Below are 23,365 nucleotides of genomic sequence, written 5' to 3' on the forward strand. Positions count from 1 at the left end.
ATAAAGCTCAACTGCACGAATCCTGTCTGCGTATGAGTACATGAACTACCTCCTGGTAGTCCAAGTTTTTGTCCGCATCCCCACCGGGGGCTAGTGGGTCACTTCTGGGTGGAAATCAACATACTTTGGGCTGTCAGCAAGCACTGAGCAGTGGGCAATCGAGAAAAGAAAAAGGCCTATCGAGCATCTCGATAGGCCTTTTGGCATTGATCGCCACCTAGCACATTTCTTCGATATAGCAAAATGTGGCGCAACAGGAAATAAAGCATAACCTGTCTACTTCGGCCACTTTATGCTTAACGGCACAGCGATTTGACGCTGTGTGCGTCGATGTCATGGCGGAGGCTGTGAGATTCGAACTCACGGAAGGATCACTCCTTCGGCAGTTTTCAAGACTGCTGGTTTAAACCACTCACCCAAACCTCCGGATGCGCCGATTCTACACAAGGATTGTGAGCAAACTTGCAATTCGGTGCATTTGAAGCGCCGTTCAGTGGTTCGTAATTTTTGCTATTGAAAATATAGCTTCATACGTATGTATTTATTGCGCTAAAGCCTATTTCTTTGAAGTTCTATAACTGGCATCAAGCTGGATGGCCGTGCTTAGTTGCATGTGCCATGCCTGGCCTGAGTTGGCGGTTCAGCGATTCTGGTTTCAGTGCCCAACGAAAAAACGCCCCGAAGGGCGTTTTGTTTTGAGCAGGTGTCAAACCTGCCTTGCCAGTTAGGCGTCAGGCACGCAAGGTGATGGCCTGTGCCGCAGCCAGAGCCGTCATGTTGACAACGCGGCGCACGGTGGAGGAGGGGGTGAGCACATGGGCCGAAGCGGCGCCGCCCATGAGGATGGGGCCGATGGTAGTGCCGTGGCCGCCGGTGGTCTTGAGCACGTTGAATAGAATGTTCGCTGCGTCCAGGTTGGGGCAGATCAGCACATTGGCTTCGCCGTGCAGGCTGGAGTCCAGCAGCGAACGGCTGCGCACTTCGGGCGAGAGAGCCGCATCGCCGTGCATTTCGCCATCGCATTCGATGCCGGGATTGGCGGCAGCAAAGATGTCGCGTGCGGCGCGCATCTTGCGGGCCGAGCCACGGTTTGAGGAGCCGTAGTTGCTGTGTGAGAGGAAGGCAACCTTGGGCGGCAGGCCAAAGCGGGCCACTTCATCGGCGGCCATCTTGGCAATTTCGGCCAGCTCTTCGGCCGTCGGGTCTTCGTTGATATAGGTATCAGCGATGAACAGGGTGCCGGATTCGAGCATGACGGCGTTGACCGTCGCGAACTCGCTGGCGCCTTGTTTGAGGCCCAGCACGTCCTGAAGATGAGCCAGGTGACCATCGAACTTGCCAACCAGGCCGCAGAGCATGGCGTCAGCATCACCCAGGTGCACCATCAGCGCGGCGATCAAGGTGTTGGAACGGCGCACGGCAGCTTTGGCAGCCTCGGGCGTCACGCCATCGCGGCCCATGAGCTTGTGGTAGGTTTCCCAGTACTGGCGGAAGCGTGGGTCATCTTCGGGGTTGCAGATCTCCACGTCCTTGCCGGGCACGATGCGCAGACCGGCCTTGGCAATGCGCGCTTCAATGACGGCGGGGCGGCCGATCAGGATAGGCTTGGCCAGGCCGTCGTCCACTGCCACTTGCACGGCACGCAGCACGCGCTCGTCTTCACCTTCGGCATAGGCCACGCGCTGCTGGTTGGCCTTGGCGGCAGCAAACACGGGGCGCATGAACATGCTGGTCTGGTAGACGAAGCGGGTCAGGCTTTCGCGGTAGGCGGCGATGTCTTCGATGGGGCGGGTGGCCACACCGGATTCGGCGGCTGCCTGGGCCACGGCAGGAGCGATACGCAGAATCAGGCGCGTATCGAAAGGCGTGGGGATCAGGTAGTCGGGGCCGAAGGTCAGTTCCTTGCCCTGGTAGGCGGCGGCGACTTCATCGCTGACGTCTTGTTTGGCCAGTGCGGCGATTTCGCGCACGCAAGCCAGCTTCATGGCTTCGGTGATCTTGGTGGCGCCGCAATCGAGGGCGCCACGGAAGATGTAGGGGAAGCACAGGACGTTGTTGACCTGGTTGGGGTAGTCCGAGCGGCCGGTGGCCATGATGCAATCCGGGCGAATGGCCTTGGCCAGTTCGGGGCGGATTTCAGGCTCGGGGTTGGCTAGGGCCAAGATGATGGGCTTGTCGGCCATGGTCTTGACCATGTCGGCTGTCAGCACGCCAGGGGCGGAGCAGCCCAGGAAGACGTCGGCGCCATCCACGGCATCGGCCAGTGTGCGGGCTTCGGTCTTTTGAGCGTACTGGGCCTTGGATGCGTCCAGACCGCCGGGGCGGCCTTCATAGATCACGCCCTTGGAGTCGCACATGAAGACATTTTCACGCTTGATACCCAGGCCCACCATGACGTTCACGCAGGCAATGGCGGCAGCGCCGGCGCCGGAGACGGCGACCTTCACAGCGCCGATTTCCTTGCCCACCAGTTCCAGGCCGTTCAACAGGGCGGCGCTGGAGATGATGGCCGTGCCGTGCTGGTCGTCATGGAACACGGGAATGTTCATGCGCTTGGACAGCTCTTGCTCGATATAGAAGCACTCTGGCGCCTTGATGTCTTCAAGGTTGATGCCGCCCAGGGTGGGCTCCATGGCCGCAATGATGTCGATGAGCTTATCGGGGTCGCGCTCGGCCAGTTCGATGTCGAACACGTCCACGCCGGCAAACTTCTTGAACAGGCAGCCTTTGCCTTCCATCACAGGCTTGGAGGCCAGAGGGCCGATATCGCCCAGACCCAGCACGGCGGTGCCGTTGGTGATCACGCCCACCAGGTTGCCGCGTGCGGTGTACTCGGAAGCGGTGGAAGGATCGGCTTCGATATCCAGGCAGGGGTAGGCCACGCCGGGCGAGTAGGCCAGCGACAGATCGCGCTGGTTGGACAGAGGCTTGGTGGGCGTGACGGAAATCTTGCCCTTGACGGGGCTGCGGTGGTATTCGCGGGCCGCATCGCGCAGGGCTTGTTCGGCGGTGGACAGGTTTTGTGTCATACGAAAAATATCAGCAAGTGGCTTCTCTGAGCTTACCGGATGGCGAGAAGGTTTTGGGTCAGGTCAGTTTTGCCCGAAGTGCACTGACAACAAACCCCCTGGCGCTATGCACTGCGACAGGGGGCGGGCTGGCGGGTAAGCCAGCGTTTCCTAAACTAGGCTGCAGCTCAGTGGGCGTCAGCCTGGCGCGCTGCGTTGATGGCAGCGCTGTTGTCTTTGGCGGCCCCATTGAAGAAAAGATTCAGTGCCACAGCGGTAATCGAAGCCAGCAGGATACCGGATTCAATCAGCGGATGGATGGAATGGGGCATCCATTGGCGGAAATTAGGCGCAACCAAGGGAATCATTCCTACACCGATGGACACGGCCACGATCATGGCGTTGTGTTTGTTGTTGCGGAAATCGACGTTGGACAGGATGCGGATGCCGGTGGAGGCAACCATGCCGAACATCACCAGACCTGCGCCGCCCAGCACCACGGTGGGCAGGGATTCGATCAGCGCGCCCATCTTGGGCAGCACGCCCAGCACGATGAGGATGGCGCCACCGGCCACGCAGACCCAGCGGCTCATCACGCCCGTCACGGCCACCAGACCCACGTTTTGCGAGAAGCTGGTGTAGGGGAAGGTGTTGAAGATGCCGCCGATCAGCGTGCCCAGGCCGTCGGTGCGCAGACCGCGGGTCAGATCGTCCTGCGTGATTTCGCGCTTGGTCATGTCGCCCAGAGCGAGGAACATGCCGGTCGATTCAATCATCACCACCACCATCACCAGGCTCATGGTCAGGATCATGATGGGGTCGAACACGGGGTAGGCGATGTCAAAGGGCAGGATCAGCGTGAACCATTCGGCCTTGGCAACCTTGTCGAAGTTCATCAGACCCATGGCGACCGAGATCACGCCGCCGATCAAGATGCCCAGCAGCACCGAGATGTTGGCGATAAAGCCCTTGGCAAAGCGTGCGATCAAGAGGATGGAAATCAGCACCACAGCCGATACGCCGGCACCGCTCAGGTCTGCGTACTTGGGGTTGGGCACAGTGGGCAGCACCGAGAAGCCCTTGGGCACGGCAGGCAGCGAGGAGCCGGGGGCGCCAGCCATGGCTTGTGCTTCGGCCAGCCACTTCAGGTGTTCGGGGTTGGGCACGCTGGGTGCGGTCGGGCCCACGGGGTTGCCGAAGATCCAGTTGATACCCACGCGCATCAGGCTGATGCCGATGACGGCAATGATGGTGCCGGTCACGACGGGTGGGAAGAAGCGCAGCATGCGACTGATGGCCGGGGCGATGATGATGGACACCACGCCCGCGCCTATCACCGAGCCGAAGATCAGCCCCGCTCCTGCGTTGCCGCCGGTGGACTGGGCAATCGCCACCATGGGGGCCACGGAGGCAAAGGTCACGCCCATCATGACGGGCAGCTTGATACCAAACCACTGGGTTGCGCCCATGGCCTGGATCAGGGTGACCAGACCGCAGACGAACAAGTCGGCCGAGATCAGATGCGCCACCTGTTCAGGGGGCAGGTTGAGGGCACGGCCCACGATCAGCGGAACGGCCACGGCGCCCGCATACATGACCAGCACGTGTTGCAGGCCGAGTGCGGTGAGCTTGCCGGCTGGCAAGACTTCATCCACGGGATGCACGGTTGATGTCATAAAACTTATCTCCTCACTCCGTATTGGGATCAGGTTTGCGCACGAATGTCGTACTCGCTGCAATCCATACAAAAAGTGTATACAGGTCATAACGGCGAACAACTACCGGTAAACCCTGCTTAAAAATCCCGTTGCGGCGCAAACGTCAAGCTATATGCGTTTGTTGCATAACCATGGCGATCAAATGGCTGTTGCTATTGAAATGAAAGCGCGTTACGCAGCTTCATAGCGATTTTTTATCGAAATCACGTTTGTATATGAAATACAGCAAGCGTTTGATGCTCTTTTATTCATAGCAAACATTGCGCCATATGCAATTTCTGGAGAATAAGGTCTGCTTATGCTGATGAAAGTTGGGGCAGTTGAAACCTGCTGTGTCTAAAAGCCCGTGCCCCTGAATGCCCGCGTTGGCATGATTGCATTGATCGGGTCCACTGAAAACTCGGTAAATGCCCTGGATTGATGCAGTGAAACGCATAAGCACGGTTTCAAGGGGTGAGGTGCTTCAGCGAGGTGAAGGTGCTTTGCCGCGTTGCGATGACGGCTCAAGTAAAAAAGCGCGGCCTGCACCAGGCAAGCCGCGCTGAATTCGCACCGGGGAGTTCAGGCCAGTGCCGGACCTGTCCGGCAAGCGCTGCTCTGTCTGGGTGTGGCCGCTGCCAGGGCCAGGCCGGCGGCCGCTAGAGCCGTGGCAGCCCAGGCAATCGAAGTGAGGTTCAGGCCGTGGCTGATGACCGCCCCGCCCAGCCAGGCGCCAAGGGCGTTGCCCACATTGAAGCTGGCGATATTGAGACTGGATGCCAGATTGGAGGGGCTGCCTTCGGTGGCCTGCAGCACATACATCTGCATGGGAGCCACGGTGGCGAAAGCGGCAATGCCCAGCACCAGCACATACAGCATGGCCACGGCGGCTTGGTCAAAGGCCCAGCGTCCGGCAATCAGCACCAGCAGCAGGGCGGCAAGCGAGACCAGCAGCGCGTGCCGCGTGCCAAAGCGGTCGGCCAGCTTGCCGCCTGCGTGGTTGCCCAGGGCCAGGCCCGCACCAAACAGCAGCAAAGTGGCTGCGACCCACTGGTTGTCCATATGCGTCACCTGGGTCAACAGCGGCTCTATATAGGTATAGAGCGCAAACACCCCAGCAAAGCCGATGACGGTAATCGCCAGGCCCAGCCACAGCTGGGGCTTGCGCAGCACGGCCAACTCCTGCGCCAGACTTTGCGGGCCGGATGCGGCAATCTGGCGCGGCACCAGCAGCGCCACGATGCCCATGGCCAGAACGCCGATGATGGAGACGGCCACAAAAGCCATGCGCCAGCCGAAATGCTGCCCAATCCAGGCACCAGCAGGCACGCCCAGCAGGGTGGCCAGCGTCAGGCCCGAGAACATCAGAGCAATCGCCGATGCTTTCTTCTCTGGCGCCACCAGCCCTGTAGCCACCACGGCACCGACGCCAAAGAAAGTGCCATGGGTCAGCGAAGTCAGCAGGCGCGCGGCCAGCAGCCATTCATAACTGCTGGCGAATGCCGCCGCCACATTGCCAGCAATGAAGATGGCCAGTAGCGCCAGCAGCAGGCGCTTGCGCGGCCATTGGCGGGTCAGCAGGGTGAGCACGGGCGCGCCCACGGCCACGCCCAGGGCATAGCCGGAGATCAGCGTGCCCGCTGTGGGGATGGAGATCTGCAAATCCTGGCTGACCTGGGTGAGCAGACCCATGATGATGAATTCCGTGGTGCCGATGCCGAAGGCTCCGGCGGCCAAGGCAAGCAAGGCGGCTGGCATGAAAGTCCTTTGAGAATATTCCGAGAAGGACTGCACTGTGAACCTTCCGAGTGACTGGCGGTAGCCCGTTGCCTGGAAATGCATTTGTTCCTTGATGGAATTAATGGAGTGAATACCATCTTGCTTATGCCGAAATCAAACCCCGTTTTCCAACCATTGGCTCCGCTCGCACAAGCTGCCGGGCTGGAGATCAACCGCTTTGCCGAGCTGCAGACTTTTGTGCAGGTTGCCCAGCTGGGCAGCTTTTCTGCGGCGGCGCGTGCGCGCGATGTCTCGCCGTCGGCGGTCAGCAAGATCGTGGCGCGGCTGGAGGCCCGCCTGGGCGTGCAACTGCTGCGCCGCAGCACCCGGCGGCTGGAGTTGACGGCAGAAGGCGAGCAATTGCTGGAGAGCGGCAAGCAGCTGCTGACGGACTGGATGGCGCTGGAGTCCTCCATCACCCAGCAGGGCCAGCCCACGGGCGTGGTGCGCATCAATGCCAGCTCCACTACCGGGCAGCGCTTGCTGGTGCCCCTGGTCTCCCGCCTCATGGAGACCTGGCCCGGCCTGCAACTGGATCTGAGTTTTACCGATCAGGTAGTGGATTTGATAGCAGCACGCGCAGATATTGCCTTGCGTTGGGGGCAATTACCGTCTTCGGATGTGGTGGCCCGCCGCCTGGGGCGTACGCGCCAGGTGATTGTGGCCTCGCCGGCCTATCTGGCGCGGCGCGGAACGCCGCAACATCCCGACGATCTGGCGCAGCATGTGCGCATAGGCTGGAATTACCCGCGTGCCGTGCCCCACTGGCCGTTTGTGGTCGACGGCCAAAAGCGGGCCGTGAGCATGGGGGATATTCTGCGTGTCAACGATGGCGAGGCCATGTGTGCGCTGGCGCTGGCAGGTGCCGGTCTGGCGCGCCTGTCGCTGTACCACGCCTGGGACGATTTGCATGCCGGGCGGCTCAAGGGGGTGCTGGAAGACTTCAACTGCGGCGACCTGGAGCCCATACACGCCGTGTATGTGGGAAAGCCGGGTCAGCTGCCCACGCGTACCCGGGCCGTGCTGGATTTTCTGCAGCAGCATGTGGATTTGAGCCATGCGGAAATCTGGCCGGCCGCGCTGCAGGGCCGCTAAAAAACAAAGCCCGGAAAACCGGGCTTGTGAAAAGAGCACAGACCTTAAAACAGGCATGCCTCCAGTGAGAGGCAGCAAGCAAAGGCCGCCCTGCGGCGATGCTGCCGTCCCCTTTGGGGGAAACGGCGGGGCCGCCTAGGCGGAGCCGCTCAGGGGGAAACCTTACGCCGTCAGATCTACCAGCGAACGGGCCACCACCTTGGTGGCGCGGCGCAGGTCTTCCAGCACCAGACGCTCGTCGGAGCGCTTGGCGTGCGATTCCAGCACGGTGCGGGGGCCGGCGCCGTAGATCACGCCGGGAATGCCGCGCTCCACATACAAGCGCACGTCGGTGTACAGGGGCGTACCGACTGCGGGAGGCTTTTCGCCGAAGATGGCTTCGCCGTGGGTCTGGATGGCGTCCACCAGAGGCTTGTTGCCGTCCAGAGGCGTCATGGCGTTGGCCAGCAGCAGGCGCTTGATATCCACGCGCACGGCGTCTTCACCGGTGTAGCCGCCCTGGGTATTGAAGTCGGTGATGGCCTGGGCGATCACGGCGCGGATGCTGGCTTCGACTTCCACGGGATTCTCTTCGGGAATCATGCGGCGATCGATCTTGAGCATGACCTTGCCGGGCACCACATTGGTGTTGGTGCCGCCGTCAATGCGGCCGATGTTCAGATAGGGGTGCTTGATGCCAGGCACTTGCGAAGTGACTTGCTTGTACTTGGTGTTTTCTGCGTACAGAGCGTTCATCAGCACCACGGCGGCTTGCAGGGCGTCCACACCGGTGTGGGGCACGGCGGCGTGGGCCATCTTGCCTTGCACGGTGATTTCCATCTGCAGGCAGCCGTTGTGGGCAGTCACGACTTCGTAGCTGAAGCCGGCGGCAATCATCAGGTCAGGCTTGGTCAGGCCTTTTTCCAGCAGCCAGCCGGGGCCCATCAGGCCGCCGAACTCTTCGTCATAGGTGTAGTGCAGTTCCACCGCGCCCTTGACTGGCTTGGCCACGGCTTCCAGGGCACGCACGGCGTAGGTGAAGCTGGCAAAGTCGCTCTTGCTCACGGCAGCGGCGCGGCCGTAGAGCTTGCCGTCCTCGATCTCGGCACCATAGGGGTTCTTGGTCCAGCCTTCGCCTGGGGGCACCACGTCGCCGTGGGCGTTCAGGGCAATGGTCTTGCCGCCGTCACCATACTGGCGGCGCACGATCAGGTTGGTGATGGACTCCATGCCGTAGGCCTTCACATCGGCTTCGGGCACCACATGCTTTTCGGCATCAAAGCCAAAGGTCTTGATCAGCTCGGCCGTGCGCTCGGCGTGGGGCGCATTGTTGCCGGGAGGCGTATCGGTAGGCACTTGCACCATGGCTTGCAGAAAGCGCACTTCTTCGTCGAAGTGCTCGTCAATCCAGGCATCGATGGCGGCGTAAGTGGCTTGCTTGTCTTGATTCATATTGGTCATTGCTGTTCTTGAGCCAGTTGGTTGAGGAGGTGGGTGAAGGCGTCCACCGACAGCTGCATGTCGTCAGAGGTGGAAGACTCCAGCGGGTTGTGGCTGATGCCGGCGTTCAGGCCGCGCACAAACAGCATGGCCTGGGGCATGATTTCATGCAGCTTCATGGCATCGTGGCCGGCTCCGCTGGGCATGCGGAACAGAGGCACGCCCAGGGCATCCACGGCGTTTTCCCAGCGCTTTTGCCATTCGGATGCGCTGGGGGCAGCGGCAGCCTTCATGGACAGATCGGTGGTGAAGCGCAGGCCGCGGCGTTCTGCAATGGCGGCCATCTCGGCCATGATGTCGTTGATCATGGCGTCGCGCTGTTCGTTGGTGGGGGCACGCAGATCCAGCGAGAACTGGCAGCGGCCGGGCACCACGTTGACCGAACCCGAGGGCACGTTCAGCTGGCCGATGGTGGCCACGCTGTCGCCATCCTGGCCGGCACGCTTTTCGATATACAGCGACAGCTCGGCCACACCGGCGGCGGCGTCGCGGCGGCGGTTCATGGGCGTGGTGCCGGCGTGGCTGGCCATGCCGATGAATTCGCAGACATAGCGGGCGCTGCCGTTGATGGAAGTGACGATGCCCAGGGGGATGTCCAGCTCGTTGAGTACCGGGCCCTGCTCGATATGCACTTCCACAAAGCCCAGATATTTGGCGGGATCGCGTTCCAGCTTGGGGATGTCGTCAATGCACAGACCGGCATGGGTCATGGCTTCGCGCAAGGTGATGCCGTCGGCGTCCTTTTGCTCCAGCCATTCGTTCTTGAAGTCACCGACCAGAGCGCCGGAGCCCAGGAAGGTGGCCTTGTAGCGCTGGCCTTCTTCTTCCGAGAAGCCCACCACTTCGATGTTGAAGGGCAGACGCTTGCCGGCCTTGGCCAGTTGCTGCACGCAGGCCATGGGCACGAAGATGCCCAGACGGCCGTCGTACTTGCCGCCGTTGCGCACGGTGTCGTAGTGGCTGCCGGTCAGCAGGGTCTTGGCACCTTCGGTGGCGGCCTTGTAGCGGCCCACCACGTTGCCCACAGCGTCGATTTCGACTTCGTCAAAGCCGACTTCACGCATCCAGTGGCTGATGCGCTGGGCGCAGGCACGGTGAGCGTCGGTCAGATAGGTGACGGTGAGCTGGCCTTTTTCGGCATAGCCCGGATCGCTGTTGGTGGACAGGCGTTCCTGCCAGTCCCAGACCTCGTTGCCTTCCACGGGCTGGTAGCCGAACTTGTCGTTCAGGCGGATTTCGGCAATGCGGTGAATATTGCGCAGGGCTTCGGCTTGCTCGTAGTCCGGATGATTGAACAGGCGGCGCTCGAAGGTGGCAATGATCTCGGCCTTGCTCAGACCCAGACCCCGCGGGCCGCGCACGGCCAGAATGAAGGGGAAGCCGAAGCGCTGGCCGTATTCGGCGTTGAGCTTGCGGATATGCGCCAGCTCTTCGGGCGTGCAGTTGGTCAGACCGGCCTTGTTTTGCTCATTGGTCGATTCGGCCGTGAGCGTGTTGGTCTCCATCTGCTTGCCGGCCAATTCCGGGTGAGCACGGATCAGATCGAGCTTGGACTGCTCGCTGGCTTCGGCCAGCACCTGGGCCATGGCGTGCTTGATATGGGCCATGGATTTGAAAGGGCGCTGCTCCAGCGCCTTGGCGGCAATCCAGGGCGAATGCTCGTACAGACCGTCGAGCAGTTCGGTGGCGGTGGCCGCATCTGCGGCGTTCAGTTGTTCCAGCGTCAAAGCCATGTCGCTATCAATCCTTGCAAGGGAAACGCTCTGCCCAGTGGCGAGCCAAATCAATACGGCGGCACACCCACACCTTGTCGTGCTGTTGGATGTGATCGAGGAAGCGCTGCAGCGCCGTGATGCGGCCGGGGCGACCCAGCAGGCGGCAGTGCATGCCTATGCTCATCATCTTGGGGGCGTCGTCGCCGTTGGCATCGCCTTCGGCGTACAGGACATCGAAGGTGTCCTTCAGATACTGGAAAAACGGGTCGGCGTGCGAGTAACCCTGGGGCAGGGCAAAGCGCATGTCGTTGCAGTCCAGGGTGTAAGGCACGATGAGCTGGTTGCGGGTGCTGCCGTCGCTCTTGCCAACCTTCATCCAGAACGGCAGGTCGTCGCCGTAGTAGTCGCTGTCGTAGCTGAAGCGGCCGTTGTCGGCCACCAGCCGATGGGTGTTGGGGCTGTCGCGGCCGGTATACCAGCCCAGGCCGTGGTCGCCGTCGTGGCCGTACAACTCGCCAAAGATTTCCAGGCATTGATCCATGTGGGCGCGCTCCACCTCGGCAGGCACGCCCTGGTAGTGAATCCACTTGAGGCCGTGGCAAGCCACTTCATGGCCTAGCTCGGCAAAAGCCTGGGCCAGCTCGCGGTGCTTTTGCAGGGCCGTGGCCACGCCAAACACCGTCAGCGGCAGGCCGCGTTTTTCAAACTCGCGCAGGATGCGCCAGACGCCGGCACGCGAGCCGTATTCATAAATGCCTTCCATGCTCATATGGCGCTCTGGGTAGGCGGCCGGATTGAACATTTCAGACAAAAACTGCTCGCTGGCCGGATCACCGTGCAGCACGCAGTTCTCACCGCCTTCTTCGTAATTGAGCACAAATTGCACGGCCACGCGGGCCTTGCCAGGCCATTGCGGGTGCGGTGTGTGGCGACCGTAGCCAAGCAGGTCGCGGGGATAGGAGACGGTGGCGTCGTAAATCATGGTGCGAGAGAGGAAAGAGCCATCGATAAATCGTTCGTTGGCAAATCGCGGTCGAAGGTCAGGCCTGCTTCCACGTGGTCTAAATGCTGCTGCATCAGCAGCACGGCATGGTCGGCATCGCCATCGGCCAGTGCGGTCACGATCTCGGCGTGCTCGTCATGCGAGTGTTCTGCGGCGGTGCTGGACTGGTACATCAGCGTGATCAGTGCGCAGCGGGAAATCAGCTCTCCCAGCAACTGGGCCAGCACTTCGTTGCCCATCAGCTCGGCCATGCGCACGTGAAAGTCGCCCAGCAGCTCGGTTCGCTGGCCCACGTCCTCGGACTCCATGGCTTTTTTCTCGGCTGCCACGTGCTGCTTGAGGGCGCGAATCTTGGCCGTGGTGCGTTGGGCCACAAAGCTGCGCACCATCTCGGCTTCCAGCATGCGGCGCACGGCAAACACCTGGCGGGCCTCGTCGACCGAAGGGGTGGCCACAAAGGCGCCGCGTGCGGGTTCCAGGCGGATCAAGCGGTTTTGCGAGAGCTGAAACAGTGCCTGGCGCACCAGGGTGCGCGAGACGCCGAAGTGATCGGCCAGCTTTTGTTCGGCCAGCTTGGTGCCAGGCATCAGTCGGTGTTCGACGATGGCCTTGGTCAGGCTTTCGACAATGAAACTGGTGGTGGAAGTTTCCATGAGGCTCATCATAGCGGTGAAGAATAAGTTTTGTATACAATTTCTGTAGACCGGACTTGGCGTTTTTCCCTAGTAGCGGGTTCCGGAATACCTTGAAGTCGCGCAAACCCATGGCTGGCGCGGCTTGCGGCCATTGGTGACGGAATCATCATCAATGTTGTGACGTTTGCGCGCTTGTGAGGCAAAAATGCCGGGTTGCACAATGCGTGAACTATGCAAGCTCAGAATACCTCCTCTCGCGCGAGCGCCGCTGTGCCATCGCCCCAGCAAGACCCTGCAGGTTTTCTGCGCCATCTGTATGAAGTGGCGGTGCGCAATGCCCTGCCCATCGAAGGCCTGGCGCGCTACCTGCCCAAGCCGCCCAAGGGCCGCACGCTGGTGCTGGGTGCCGGCAAGGCCGGCGGCTCCATGGCGCAGGCACTGGAGGCGCTGTGGCCGGCAGATGCACCACTCTCGGGCCTAGTCGTGACCCGCTACGAGCATATTCCCCCGCGTCCCGAAGGCCTGCCCGTGCGTCTGGAAGTGGTGGAAGCCGCTCATCCCGTGCCCGATGCGGCCGGGCTGGCTGCAGCCGAGCGCATTCTGGCGCTGACTCAAGGCCTGACGGCGGACGATCTGGTGATCTGCCTGATTTCGGGTGGCGGATCCTCCTTGCTGACCCTGCCTGCCGAAGGCATTGATCTGGTCGAGAAGCAACGCATCAACAAGGCGCTGCTGGAAAGCGGCGCCGCCATTGGCGAGATGAACTGCGTGCGCAAGCATCTGTCGCGCATCAAGGGCGGGCGACTGGCGGCGGCCTGCCATCCGGCCCAGGTGGTGACGCTGACCATCAGCGATGTGCCTGGCGACGATCCCTCGGTGATCGCTAGTGGCCCCACAGTGCCCGATGCGACTACTTGCGCTGACGCACTGGCAATCTTGAACCGCTATCAGATCAGCATTCCCGAATCCGTGCGCGCGGCGCTGCAGAATGGCTCGCTGGAAACTCCCAAGCCTGGCGACCCGCGTTTTGAAGGTCATGCGGTGCATCTGATCGCCACGCCACAGCAGTCGCTGGAAGCCGCAGCCGCTGCGGCGCGCGAGGCCGGTATGGCCGTGCATGTGCTCTCCGATGAAATCGAAGGCGAATCGCGTGAAGTGGGCAAGGTTCATGCTGCGCTGGCCCGCGCCGTGGCCAAGCATGGCCAGCCGTTTGCCAAGCCCTGCGTGATTTTGTCGGGTGGCGAAACCACGGTGACGGTTCGCCCACGCCAGCCCGGTGCAGCCAAGGGGCGCGGCGGCCGAGCCGGCGAGTTCTGCCTGGGGTTGGCGCAAGCGCTGCAAGGCCAGGAAAAAGTCTGGGCGCTGGCGGCCGACACCGACGGCATTGACGGGGTGGAAGACAATGCCGGCGCCCGCGTATCGCCTTGCACGCTGGCACGCGCGGCGGACAAGCAGCTGCGCATCAGCGATCATCTGGATCGCAACGACGCCTACGGCTATTTTGCTGCGCTGGACGATCTGGTGGTGACGGGGCCTACCCACACCAATGTCAACGACTTCCGCGCCATCCTGATTCTCTAATTCGGGGGCTTACGGGTAGTCTCAATTTTGATAGCGACTTGTGCGCTATCAGATGAGGATTCAAGCATCTAAAGGCCTGCAGCTATCGCCACACGTGCGGTAGCTGCTTCTTTTTTTGATAGCTGTGCATCAGCCGCCGCGCGGTAACTCTTCCCACCAGGTGTCGTCAAACTTGCCTTGCAGAAAAGCGATGAAGGATTGCACTTTTTGCGGTACCAGGCGCGGCGATGGGTAGACGGCGTGAATCTCCTGCTCCGGCAGGCGACAGGTCTTGAGCACCTCCACCACGCGGCCGTCGGCCAGAGAGTCGTGCGCCACATAGCGGGGCAGGGCGGCAATGCCCATATTCAGCCGTGCGGCGGCCAGTAGCGCCGACAGGTTGTTGGAGCGCAGGGGCCCGGTGACCGGCACCGACACTGGCTCGCCGCTGGGATTGCGCAGTCGCCACAAATCATTGCCTTGCACGCTGCTGTAGATCAGCGTGGCATGTTCTTTGAGGTCCGAGGGCCTGCGCGGCGTGCCGCGCTTTTTCAGATAGCTGGGCGATGCCACCAGCACCCAGGGGTTCACGCCCAGCATGCGCGCGCCCAGCGACGAGTCGGCCAGCTTGCCCAGGCGCAGCGCCACGTCGATGCCGTTGGCCACCAGATCGGTGTAGCGGTCTTCAAAGCTCAGATCCACCTGGACCTGGGGGTTGTGCTTCATGAACTCCATGGTCAGTGGAATCAGCACGCGGCGCCCGAAAGCGACCGAGCTGCCGATGCGCAACTGGCCTTGCACCTGGGTCTGGCGCACCTTGACCACGTTTTCGGCCTCGGCCACATCGTTGACGATGATCTTGCATTTTTCGTAGTACAGCGCTCCTGCTTCGGTGAGGCTGACACCGCGCGTGTTGCGATTGAGCAGTCGCACTTTCAGGCGCGTTTCCATGGCGGCAATCTGCTTGGTGACCGTAGGCTGGGTGGTGGCAAATTCCTGCGCCACTTTGGTGAAGCTGCCGGTCTCCACCACCCGCACAAACATGTGCATGGCATCAAGTCTGTCCATGACTTTTATCTCCTGTTTATTCTTGAATGGAATAAATTTTATGGTCTGCAAGCAGCTTCCGGCAAGCAAAGGTCTTGACTAAAGTCGAATCCAGTTTAAAGGAGACCTCATGGCCAAAATGAAAGCAATCGAAGCAGCAGTCCTGGTGCTCGAAAAAGAAGGTGTGACCGTTACGTTTGGTGTGCCAGGTGCGGCCATCAACCCCATGTACGCAGCGATGAAGAGCCACGGCGGCATCGGCCACATCCTGGCCCGTCACGTGGAAGGCGCAAGCCACATGGCTGAAGGCTACACCCGTGCCGTCGCCGGCAACATTGGCGTGTGTATCGGCACCAGCGGCCCTGCTGGCACCGACATGATTACCGGCCTGTACTCGGCCAGCGCTGACTCCATCCCAATCCTGTGCATTACCGGCCAAGCTCCCCGCTCGCGTCTGCACAAGGAAGACTTCCAGGCCGTGGACATTGCTTCCATCGCCAAGCCAGTGACCAAGTGGGCCACCACCGTGCTGGAACCTGCGCAAGTGCCCCGCGCCTTCCAGCAAGCTTTCCACCTGATGCGCTCCGGCCGTCCCGGCCCCGTGCTGATCGATTTGCCCATCGACGTGCAGCTGGCTGAAATCGAATTCGACATCGACACCTACGAGCCTCTGGCTGCGTACAAGCCCACGGCTTCGCGCAAGCAAGCAGAGAAGGCCATCGAGATGCTCAACGAATCCGAGCGTCCTTTGCTGGTCTCCGGCGGTGGCGTGATCAACGCCGATGCTTCCGAGCTGATGGTCGAACTGGCCGAGATCCTGAACGTGCCCGTGATCCCCACGCTGATGGGCTGGGGCACCATCCCTGACGACCACCCGCTGATGGTCGGCATGTGCGGTCTGCAGACCAGCCACCGTTATGGCAACGCCACGATGCTGGCTTCGGACTTCGTGTTCGGTATCGGCAACCGTTGGGCCAACCGCCACACCGGTTCGGTCGAGGTCTACACCAAGGGTCGCAAGTTTGTGCACGTGGACATCGAGCCCACACAAATCGGCCGCGTGTTTGCCCCTGACTACGGCATCGTCTCCGACGCCAAGGCCGCTCTGGAGCAATTCGTTGCCGTGGCCAAGGAGTGGAAGGCTGCCGGCAAGCTCAAGTGCCGCAAGACCTGGGTGGCCGAATGTCAAGGCCGTAAGAACAGCGTCGAGTTCCTGCGCAAGACGAACTTCGACAACGTGCCAATGAAGCCACAGCGCGTCTACCAGTGCATGAACCGCTCTCTGGACCGCGACACGACTTACGTGTCCACCATTGGTCTGTCGCAGATCGCCGGTGCCCAGTTCCTGCACGTGTACAAGCCACGTAGCTGGATCAACTGCGGTCAAGCCGGCCCTCTGGGCTGGACCACTCCCGCCGCCCTGGGCGTGCGCGTGGCCGACCCGGCACGCAAGATCGTGGCCCTGTCCGGTGACTACGACTTCCAGTTCATGATCGAAGAACTGGCCGTGGGCGCACAGTTCAAGCTGCCCTATGTTCACGTGCTGGTGAACAACAGCTATCTGGGTCTGATTCGCCAGGCTCAGCGCGCTTTCTCCATCGACTATTGCGTGCAATTAGCGTTCGACAATATCAACACAAATGAAGAAGAAGCCACCCATGGCTACGGTGTTGACCATGTTAAGGTCGTTGAAGGTCTGGGTTGCAAGGCCATTCGCGTTCACAAGGCTGAGGACTTCGCTCCTGCCATGAAGCAAGCCGAAGCCTGGATGACCGAGTTCAAGGTTCCCGTCGTGATCGAATGTGTGCTGGAGCGTGTGACCAACATCTCCATGGGCGCTGAAATCGACAACGTCATGGAATTCGAAGACCTGGCCATCGGCTCCGCTGACGTGCCTAGCGCACTGGCTCTGCTGGACTAAATCAGCAGCCAAGGACAGAGCCCTGGCTCTGTCCTTTTTTCCCTTTTGACGAGATATCTGGAGACAAAACCATGCCCCGTTTTGCAGCCAACCTGAGCATGTTGTTCACCGAGGTGCCCTTCCTCGAGCGTTTCGAGCGTGCCGCCAACGCAGGCTTTGAAGCCGTGGAATTCCTCTTCCCCTACGCTTACAGCGTGGAAGAAATCCAGGAGCGCCTGAATGCCACCGGTCTGAAGATCGTGTTGCACAACCTGCCCGCTGGCGACTGGGATGCCGGCGAGCGTGGCATTGCCTGCGACCCCAACCGCGTGGATGAGTTTCGCGCCGGCGTGGCCAAGGCTGTGACCTATGCCCACGCTCTGGGTGTGTCTCAGCTGAACTGCCTGGCTGGCAAGGTTCCTGCCGGTGCCGATCCTGTCGTAGTGCGTCGCACTTTTGTGGAAAACCTGCGCTTCGCGGCTTCTGCATTGAGCGCGGCCAATGTGCGTCTGCTGATCGAGCCTATCAACCCCTTTGATATTCCCGGCTTCTACCTGAACCGCACGGACCAGGCTCTGGACATTCTGGATGAAGTGGGCGCGCCCAATGCTTTTGTGCAGTACGACATCTACCACGCGCAGCGCGTGGAGGGCGAACTGGCTGCGACCATGCAAAAGCAGCTGGCCCGCATCGGCCACATTCAGTTGGCCGACAACCCCGGCCGCAACGAACCAGGCACGGGCGAGATCAACTACCCCTTCCTGTTCGCACACCTGGATCGCATCGGCTACGACGGCTGGATCGGTTGCGAATACAAGCCCGCCAACGGCACCGAAGCCGGTCTGGGCTGGCTGGAAAAGATTGGCGGCTGGAACAAGGTTGCCGTGGCCGCTTGAGCGCTGCTGACAAGCGCAAGCAGCTAGCAAATTTGAATAAGCGTATTTAGAAGACTAGGAGAACACCATGAACGCATCGTCCCTCAAGCTGGGCTTTATCGGTCTGGGCATCATGGGTGCCCCCATGTGCGGCCACCTGATTTCGGCTGGTCACCAGCTGTTTGTCAACACGCACGGCAAGGTACCCGCCAACATCGCTGAAACCAGCGCTACGCAATGCACGACCGCACGTGGCGTGGCCGAGCGCGCCGACATCATCTTCGTGATGGTGCCCGACACGCCCGACGTCGAAAAAGTGCTGTTCGGTGAAGACGGCGTGGCCGCTGGCCTCAAGGGCAGCTCCGGCAAGATCGTGGTGGACATGTCCTCCATCTCGCCCGTGGCCACCAAGGAATTCGCCAAGCGCATCGAAGCCGTGGGCGCCCAGTACCTGGATGCTCCCGTCTCTGGCGGCGAAGTCGGTGCCAAGAACGGCACGCTGTCCATCATGATCGGCGGCCCCGACGCAGCCTTCGAGCGCGTCAAGCCTCTGTTCGAAAAAATGGGCAAGAACATCACCCTGGTGGGCGGCAATGGCGACGGCCAGACGGCCAAGGTGGCCAACCAGATCATCGTGGCGCTGAACATCGAAGCCGTGGCCGAAGCCCTGCTGTTCGCATCGCGCGCCGGTGCCGATCCAGCCCGCGTGCGTGAAGCCCTGCTGGGCGGTTTTGCCTCTTCCAAGATTCTGGAAGTGCATGCCGAACGCATGATCAAGCGCACGTTTGACCCCGGATTCCGTATCGCCCTGCACCAGAAGGACCTGAACCTGGCCCTGTCCAGCGCTCGTCAGCTCGGCGTGTCCCTGCCCAACACGGCTCAGGCCCAGGAATTGTTCAACAGCTGCGTGGCCCACGGCGGCGCGGGCTGGGATCATTCCGGCATGGTGCGCGCTCTGGAAATTCAGGCCAACTTCGAGATCGGCCAGAAGGTTGAAGCCTAAGCCTGGCTTTCGCCGCACCACATGGTTTGGTGGGGAGGGCAGCTACATCTGGTAGCTGTCCCTTAGCAAAAACCGCGCTCGGTGAGCGCGGTTTTTTTATGGCTGGACTTGGCATTTTCGGCCATGCAGCCAGAAGGGATGCAGGCCGTCAAAGCACTGAGCTCAGTCGTTTCAATACCCCATGGTCTTGCCATCAGGGTTGCGCGGATCGGAGGCGCCATAGAGCATGCCATCCTTGATCTCGATGGTTTGCGTGCGGCCCATGGAAGGCTTCAGTGCAACCTTGTGTCCCCATTGCCTGAGAAGAGCGATCGTGTCGGCGCTAAAGCCTTTTTCGATGCGCAGCTCGTCCGGCGTCCACTGGTGGTGAAAGCGCGGTGTGGCTGCGGCTTCGGCGGGGTTCATGCCGTAGTCGATGCGGTTGACGATTTGCTGCAGCACCGTGGTGATGATGCGCGCCCCACCGGGGCTGCCGGTCACCAGCACCGGCTTGCCGTCCTTGAGCACCAGGGTGGGCGTCATGGAAGACAGGGGGCGCTTGTTGGCTGCTACCGCATTGGCATCGCCGCCCACCAGGCCGTAGGCGTTGGACACGCCGGGCTTGGCCGAGAAATCGTCCATCTCGTTATTGAGTAAAATGCCCGTGCCCTTGGCCACAATGCCGCTACCAAAGTTGGTGTTGAGCGTATAGGTCACGGCCACGGCGTTGCCGGCCTTGTCCACCACGGAGTAATGCGTGGTCTGGTCGCTTTCATAAGGCTGGGGCTTGCCTGGCTTGATGTCGCTGCCTGCCCTGGCCTGCTGGGGCTTGATGGTGGCAGCCAGCTCATTGGCGTAGTTCTTGGAAATCAGGCCCTTGAGCGGGATTTTCACGAAATCCGGGTCGCCCAGATACTCGGAGCGGTCGGCATAGGCCAGTTTCATGGCCTCTGTCATGTAGTGCACGCTTTGGGCGCTGTCGGCGCCCCACTGGTTCATGGGCCAGCGCTCCATCATGTTGAGAATCTGCAGCAAGTGCGCGCCGCCCGAAGACGGCGGCGGCATGGTCACGACCTGGTAGCCGCGGTAGTTGCCGCGCACGGGTTCACGCTCCACCACTTTGTAGTCGCGCAAATCCTGCAGCGTCAGTGCATTGGCATGTGTTGCCATTTCGCTGGCCAGCTTTTGTGCAATTGCTCCCTGGTAGAAGGCCTTGGCGCCTTGCTGGCTGATCAGGCGCATGGATTGGGCCAGGTCTTTTTGCTGCAGCAGTTCACCGGCTTTGAGCGGTGTGCCGTTTTTCCAGAAGATGGCCTGTGTGGCGGGCCACTGGCCCATGTTCTTTTTTTCCTGGCTCAGCGTCTTGGCCAAGGTCACGCTCACGGGGTAGCCTTTGTCGGCCAGCGCAATGGCCGGAGCCATGACCTTGGCCAGCGGCATGGAACCCCATTTGGACAGCGCATGCGTCATACCGGCCACCGTGCCGGGCACGCCCACGGCGTAGTGGGTGTAGAGCGATTTGCCGTCTATGACCTTGCCTTGCGCATCCAGGTACATATTGCGCGAGGCGCCCTTGGGTGCGGTCTCGCGAAAATCCAGGGCGATGTCTTTGCCGCTCTTGGCGTCATGCACCATCATGAAGCCGCCACCGCCGATATTGCCGGCATTGGGCAAGGCTACCGCTAGCGCAAAGCCCACGGCTACCGCCGCATCCACGGCATTGCCGCTGGCTTTGAGAATGTCCAGACCGATTTGCGTGGCCAGTTCCTGCTCGCTGGCCACCATGCCGTTCTTGCCAACGACCGGATGGAAAACATCCATGTCGAAGTCGTAGGCTGCCGATGCGGCCTGGGCGGCTTGTGTCTGGACAATGGGGGCGGTGGCCGAAGGCTTTGTCGGATTCTCCACGGCAGCGGCTGGCGCTTCGGTTCGAACGGACTGCGGGGTGCTGCAGGCCGTCAGGCCGGCAATGGCCAAGGCCAGGCTGGCTGCCAGCACGGTGTGGCGCATTTGCATGCTTGTCTCCTTGTCATCGTTGATGGTGCTGCAGAGTTTAGAAGCGCAATAGGCATCTGCAGGGCAGCCGGCCTGACACGTTGCGGGTATGTGCGTAGAAGTCAGGGCAGTAAAGCCTTGGATGGAGTACAGGAACTGTATACACTTTAATCAAGCAGGGTCCGCTTTGGCGTGCCTGCTGGCATGCGCCGATTCACTTTTACACACTGATGGCGGGAACAATTCCGCCGCTGAGGAGATATCCATGGGCCTGAGCACCCACGTTCTAGACACCATGAACGGCTGCCCCGCTGCGGGCATGGCAGTCGAGCTGTTTTCCACCGAAGGCGACAAGGCCACTCTGATCAAGAGCCTGGAGCTGAATCACGACGGTCGCACCGACGCGCCTTTGTTTGACAACAACACGCTGAAGGTGGGCACTTACCGCCTGACCTTTGATGTGGCGGCTTATTTCAAGGCCCGTGGCGTGCAACTGCCCGAGCCCAGCTTTCTGAACAAGGTGAGCCTGGACTTTGGCGTGGCCAATGTGGAGCAGCACTATCACGTGCCGCTGCTGGTCAGCCCCTGGAGCTATTCCACCTATCGCGGTTCCTGACCGCAGCGCGCTGAAGGCGCATCTCTTTGACTGAGAGACATGGCAAAAGCAAGAGCGGCTTGCGCTGATCAAGATTGAGTTTGAGATAGAAAAATATCTGAAACCCTTTGTTAATCAGCGCAAGCCGCTCTTGTTTTATGCGTGCTATCGCGGATTCACTTGCTCTTGGAATCACTCATGGCCACGACCAGGGCGGTGACGAAAAAGAGCGCCTGCAGCTCCAGCGCCCAGCCGCCCGAGCTTTGCAGCGTGAAAACCTGCTTGGTGTGCACCAGCGCAAACGCCACCAGCATGTTGACGGCGATCACCAGCGCGGCAGGCGTCACCCACAGGCCTACGATCAGAAACAGCGGCGCCACCACTTCGCCCAGATATACGCCATAGGCCAGCCAGCCTGGCGCGCCCAGCGCTTTCACCATGTTTTCGATGCCGCCGATGCCATGGTGAATCTTGGCCCAGCCATGAAACAGCATCAGCACGGCTAGTGTGACGCGCAGCAGCACCATGGCGGCGTGGGGATGGTGAAAGTAACTCCAGAACTTCATGAACTTCCTTTTAAAACCAGAACTCAGTGGTGATGGGTCGTGTCAATGCTAGCGAAGTTCGGGCTTGCTCAATGTCAATCATGCTGTCGTTTTTGTAGCAGCAGGACTTGATCGGGTTATGCTGGCCGGGGAATCCTGTAGTGCAAGTGCACGGGTTTTCCGGCAAATTCTAGGAAGCTCTGTAGGTCGAACCCGCAAACAGGACTGTTGTGCGGAATTTCCGATACAGAGCACACTAGGATTCAATTCTCCCTGTCTGTTGTGGGCTGCTGCGCTGGAGGTGGAGCACGGTCCGGAAAAACACAGATCAGGGGAATTGGAACTTCGGGATGTGCAACACACATTCATAGCCTTGAAAGGAATTGGTATGCGTCAAATCTCTGTGCGTTCGGTTGCGATGGCTGTTGCGGTAGCTGCTGGTGCGCTGTCTCTGGCAGCTTGCACGACGACCAAGCCTGAAACATCGGCCGCGCCGCGTTCGGATTCCACGACCATCAACACGCGTGCCAATGCTGCGCTGGAGCGCCTGTACCAGACGGCTCCGGGCTCCAAGCAAATGGTGCAGAACGCCAAGGGCGTGCTGATCTTCCCGTCGGTGATTGGCGGTAGCTTCGTGGTGGGTGTGGAACACGGCCGTGGTGTGCTGCGCGTCGGTGGTCAAAACAAGGGCTACTACAGCACGACAGGCGCCTCGATCGGCTGGCAGGCCGGCGGACAGTCCAAGGCCGTCATCTATGTGTTCAACACACAGGAGGCGCTGGATAAATTCGTTAAAAGCGATGGCTGGGCCGTGGGTGCCGACGCCACGGTGGCCGCTGGCCGCATTGGTGTGAACGGCGGCATAGACACCACAACCGCTCCTGCACCTGTGACCAGCTATGTGCTGACCAATGCAGGTCTGGAAGCCGGTGTGTCGCTGCAAGGCACCAAGATTTCCAAGGTTGTGGAATAAGCGAAAAGCTGCCAGGGAGCGCATGCTCTCCTTGTCAAAAAACCGGCCGCTTGGCCGGTTTTTTCATGGTTGGATCATGTTTGAGCTTTGCGGCCGTTATTGCTCTCGTTGGCCTTCGGTCAGCGTATCGAGCTGGAAGCGGCCGGATTTATCCCATAGCCAGGTGTCGGTGTAAACCACCTGTCCCATGCGTGTAGGAGCGGGGAAGGGCGCCGCAGAGCGCACCGTGCGTTCGATCTCCGAGACCACTTCGGGCGCATGCGATGGCGCGCGCATCCATTGCAGCTTGGTGACACGGCCCTGACCATCGACCGAGACCTGCAGCACGCCGACTGCATAGAGCATGGGCGGCAGCATGCCCTTGTAGATGCGATCCGCATTGCGGGCGTAAACATGCTTGGCCGCATCCTGGCGGTAGGCTTTGGGTGTGGTGGCAGAGGAGGAGAAGGGGGCGGGACCNTGGCCGGGNNCGGGGCCGGGGC

General features: G+C 60.8%; 18 protein-coding genes and 1 tRNA gene. 7 read left to right on the forward strand and 12 right to left on the reverse strand.

The window, feature by feature from the left end; all coding sequences use genetic code 11:
- Window positions 1-336: 336 nt before the first annotated feature.
- The 4 genes from ACNAZA_RS21760 to ACNAZA_RS21775 form a co-directional block, all read right to left on the reverse strand.
- A tRNA-Ser gene (locus ACNAZA_RS21760) sits at window positions 337-426 on the reverse strand.
- Window positions 427-731: 305 nt separating this feature from the next.
- On the reverse strand, window positions 732-3,029 hold the full coding sequence (locus ACNAZA_RS21765) for an NADP-dependent malic enzyme (protein WP_415798585.1): 2,298 nt from the start codon (window positions 3,027-3,029) through the stop codon (window positions 732-734).
- Between the two features lie 167 nt (window positions 3,030-3,196).
- Window positions 3,197-4,684, reverse strand: a complete 1,488-nt coding sequence (locus tag ACNAZA_RS21770; protein WP_415798586.1) for a nucleobase:cation symporter-2 family protein — start codon at window positions 4,682-4,684, stop codon at window positions 3,197-3,199.
- A 603-nt stretch (window positions 4,685-5,287) separates the two neighbouring features.
- A complete protein-coding gene (locus ACNAZA_RS21775) occupies window positions 5,288-6,463 on the reverse strand; it encodes an MFS transporter (protein WP_415798587.1) in 1,176 nt (391 codons plus the stop codon).
- Between the two features lie 126 nt (window positions 6,464-6,589).
- Here ACNAZA_RS21775 and ACNAZA_RS21780 point away from each other — a divergent pair, with 126 nt between their 5' ends.
- Entirely contained in the window at window positions 6,590-7,579 is a 990-nt protein-coding gene (locus tag ACNAZA_RS21780) for a LysR family transcriptional regulator (protein ID WP_415798588.1), read from the forward strand.
- A gap of 162 nt (window positions 7,580-7,741) precedes the next feature.
- Here the strand turns inward: ACNAZA_RS21780 and ACNAZA_RS21785 are convergent, their stop codons facing one another.
- Genes ACNAZA_RS21785 through ACNAZA_RS21800 form a run of 4 tightly spaced genes read right to left on the reverse strand, consistent with a single transcriptional unit; the run spans window position 7,742 to window position 12,429 of the window.
- Window positions 7,742-9,019, reverse strand: a complete 1,278-nt coding sequence (locus ACNAZA_RS21785) for a M20 family metallopeptidase (RefSeq protein ID WP_415798589.1) — start codon at window positions 9,017-9,019, stop codon at window positions 7,742-7,744.
- Window positions 9,016-10,791, reverse strand: a complete 1,776-nt coding sequence (gene uraD, locus ACNAZA_RS21790) for a 2-oxo-4-hydroxy-4-carboxy-5-ureidoimidazoline decarboxylase (RefSeq protein WP_415798590.1) — start codon at window positions 10,789-10,791, stop codon at window positions 9,016-9,018. The genes ACNAZA_RS21785 and uraD overlap by 4 nt, the downstream gene beginning before the upstream one ends.
- A 7-nt stretch (window positions 10,792-10,798) precedes the next feature.
- Window positions 10,799-11,755: an allantoinase PuuE gene (puuE, locus tag ACNAZA_RS21795; RefSeq protein WP_415798591.1), complete on the reverse strand. Its 957-nt coding sequence runs from the start codon at window positions 11,753-11,755 to the stop codon at window positions 10,799-10,801.
- Window positions 11,752-12,429: a GntR family transcriptional regulator gene (locus ACNAZA_RS21800; protein ID WP_120970371.1), complete on the reverse strand. Its 678-nt coding sequence runs from the start codon at window positions 12,427-12,429 to the stop codon at window positions 11,752-11,754. The genes puuE and ACNAZA_RS21800 overlap by 4 nt, the downstream gene beginning before the upstream one ends.
- A 213-nt stretch (window positions 12,430-12,642) precedes the next feature.
- Here ACNAZA_RS21800 and ACNAZA_RS21805 point away from each other — a divergent pair, with 213 nt between their 5' ends.
- Window positions 12,643-13,992, forward strand: coding sequence for a glycerate kinase type-2 family protein (locus tag ACNAZA_RS21805; RefSeq protein WP_415798592.1), 1,350 nt, complete (start codon window positions 12,643-12,645; stop codon window positions 13,990-13,992).
- Window positions 13,993-14,121: 129 nt separating this feature from the next.
- On the opposite strand, the gene ACNAZA_RS21810 is transcribed toward ACNAZA_RS21805, so the two are convergent.
- The gene (locus tag ACNAZA_RS21810; protein ID WP_415798593.1) at window positions 14,122-15,039 is read right to left on the reverse strand and encodes a LysR family transcriptional regulator; all 918 of its coding nucleotides are present in this window, start codon (window positions 15,037-15,039) and stop codon (window positions 14,122-14,124) included.
- Between the two features lie 109 nt (window positions 15,040-15,148).
- Between ACNAZA_RS21810 and gcl the strand changes: the two genes are divergently transcribed.
- From gcl to glxR, 3 genes are all read left to right on the forward strand, one after another.
- Window positions 15,149-16,939, forward strand: coding sequence for a glyoxylate carboligase (gene gcl, locus ACNAZA_RS21815; protein WP_415798594.1), 1,791 nt, complete (start codon window positions 15,149-15,151; stop codon window positions 16,937-16,939).
- 71 nt (window positions 16,940-17,010) lie between these two features.
- On the forward strand, window positions 17,011-17,814 hold the full coding sequence (hyi, locus tag ACNAZA_RS21820) for a hydroxypyruvate isomerase (protein WP_415798595.1): 804 nt from the start codon (window positions 17,011-17,013) through the stop codon (window positions 17,812-17,814).
- A 67-nt stretch (window positions 17,815-17,881) separates the two neighbouring features.
- Window positions 17,882-18,796: a 2-hydroxy-3-oxopropionate reductase gene (gene glxR / locus ACNAZA_RS21825; RefSeq protein ID WP_415798596.1), complete on the forward strand. Its 915-nt coding sequence runs from the start codon at window positions 17,882-17,884 to the stop codon at window positions 18,794-18,796.
- Window positions 18,797-18,967: 171 nt separating this feature from the next.
- Here the strand turns inward: glxR and ggt are convergent, their stop codons facing one another.
- Window positions 18,968-20,791, reverse strand: coding sequence for a gamma-glutamyltransferase (gene ggt / locus ACNAZA_RS21830; RefSeq protein WP_415798597.1), 1,824 nt, complete (start codon window positions 20,789-20,791; stop codon window positions 18,968-18,970).
- A 244-nt stretch (window positions 20,792-21,035) separates the two neighbouring features.
- Between ggt and uraH the strand changes: the two genes are divergently transcribed.
- Window positions 21,036-21,386 (forward strand): hydroxyisourate hydrolase, encoded by a 351-nt coding sequence (gene uraH, locus ACNAZA_RS21835; RefSeq protein WP_415798598.1) that lies wholly within the window; start codon window positions 21,036-21,038, stop codon window positions 21,384-21,386.
- 155 nt (window positions 21,387-21,541) lie between these two features.
- Here the strand turns inward: uraH and ACNAZA_RS21840 are convergent, their stop codons facing one another.
- Window positions 21,542-21,931: a DoxX family protein gene (locus tag ACNAZA_RS21840; protein ID WP_415798599.1), complete on the reverse strand. Its 390-nt coding sequence runs from the start codon at window positions 21,929-21,931 to the stop codon at window positions 21,542-21,544.
- Window positions 21,932-22,298: 367 nt separating this feature from the next.
- On the opposite strand from ACNAZA_RS21840, the gene ACNAZA_RS21845 reads away from it, so the two are divergent.
- Window positions 22,299-22,883: a BPSL1445 family SYLF domain-containing lipoprotein gene (locus ACNAZA_RS21845; RefSeq protein ID WP_415798600.1), complete on the forward strand. Its 585-nt coding sequence runs from the start codon at window positions 22,299-22,301 to the stop codon at window positions 22,881-22,883.
- A gap of 96 nt (window positions 22,884-22,979) precedes the next feature.
- On the opposite strand, the gene ACNAZA_RS21850 is transcribed toward ACNAZA_RS21845, so the two are convergent.
- A partial coding sequence (locus ACNAZA_RS21850) for a hypothetical protein (protein WP_415798601.1) occupies window positions 22,980-23,342 on the reverse strand: 363 nt, incomplete at its 5' end.
- Window positions 23,343-23,365: the final 23 nt, after the last annotated feature.

It is taken from the genome of Comamonas aquatilis (assembly GCF_965139575.1).
In the GTDB taxonomy this organism is placed as follows: domain Bacteria; phylum Pseudomonadota; class Gammaproteobacteria; order Burkholderiales; family Burkholderiaceae_C; genus Comamonas; species Comamonas aquatilis.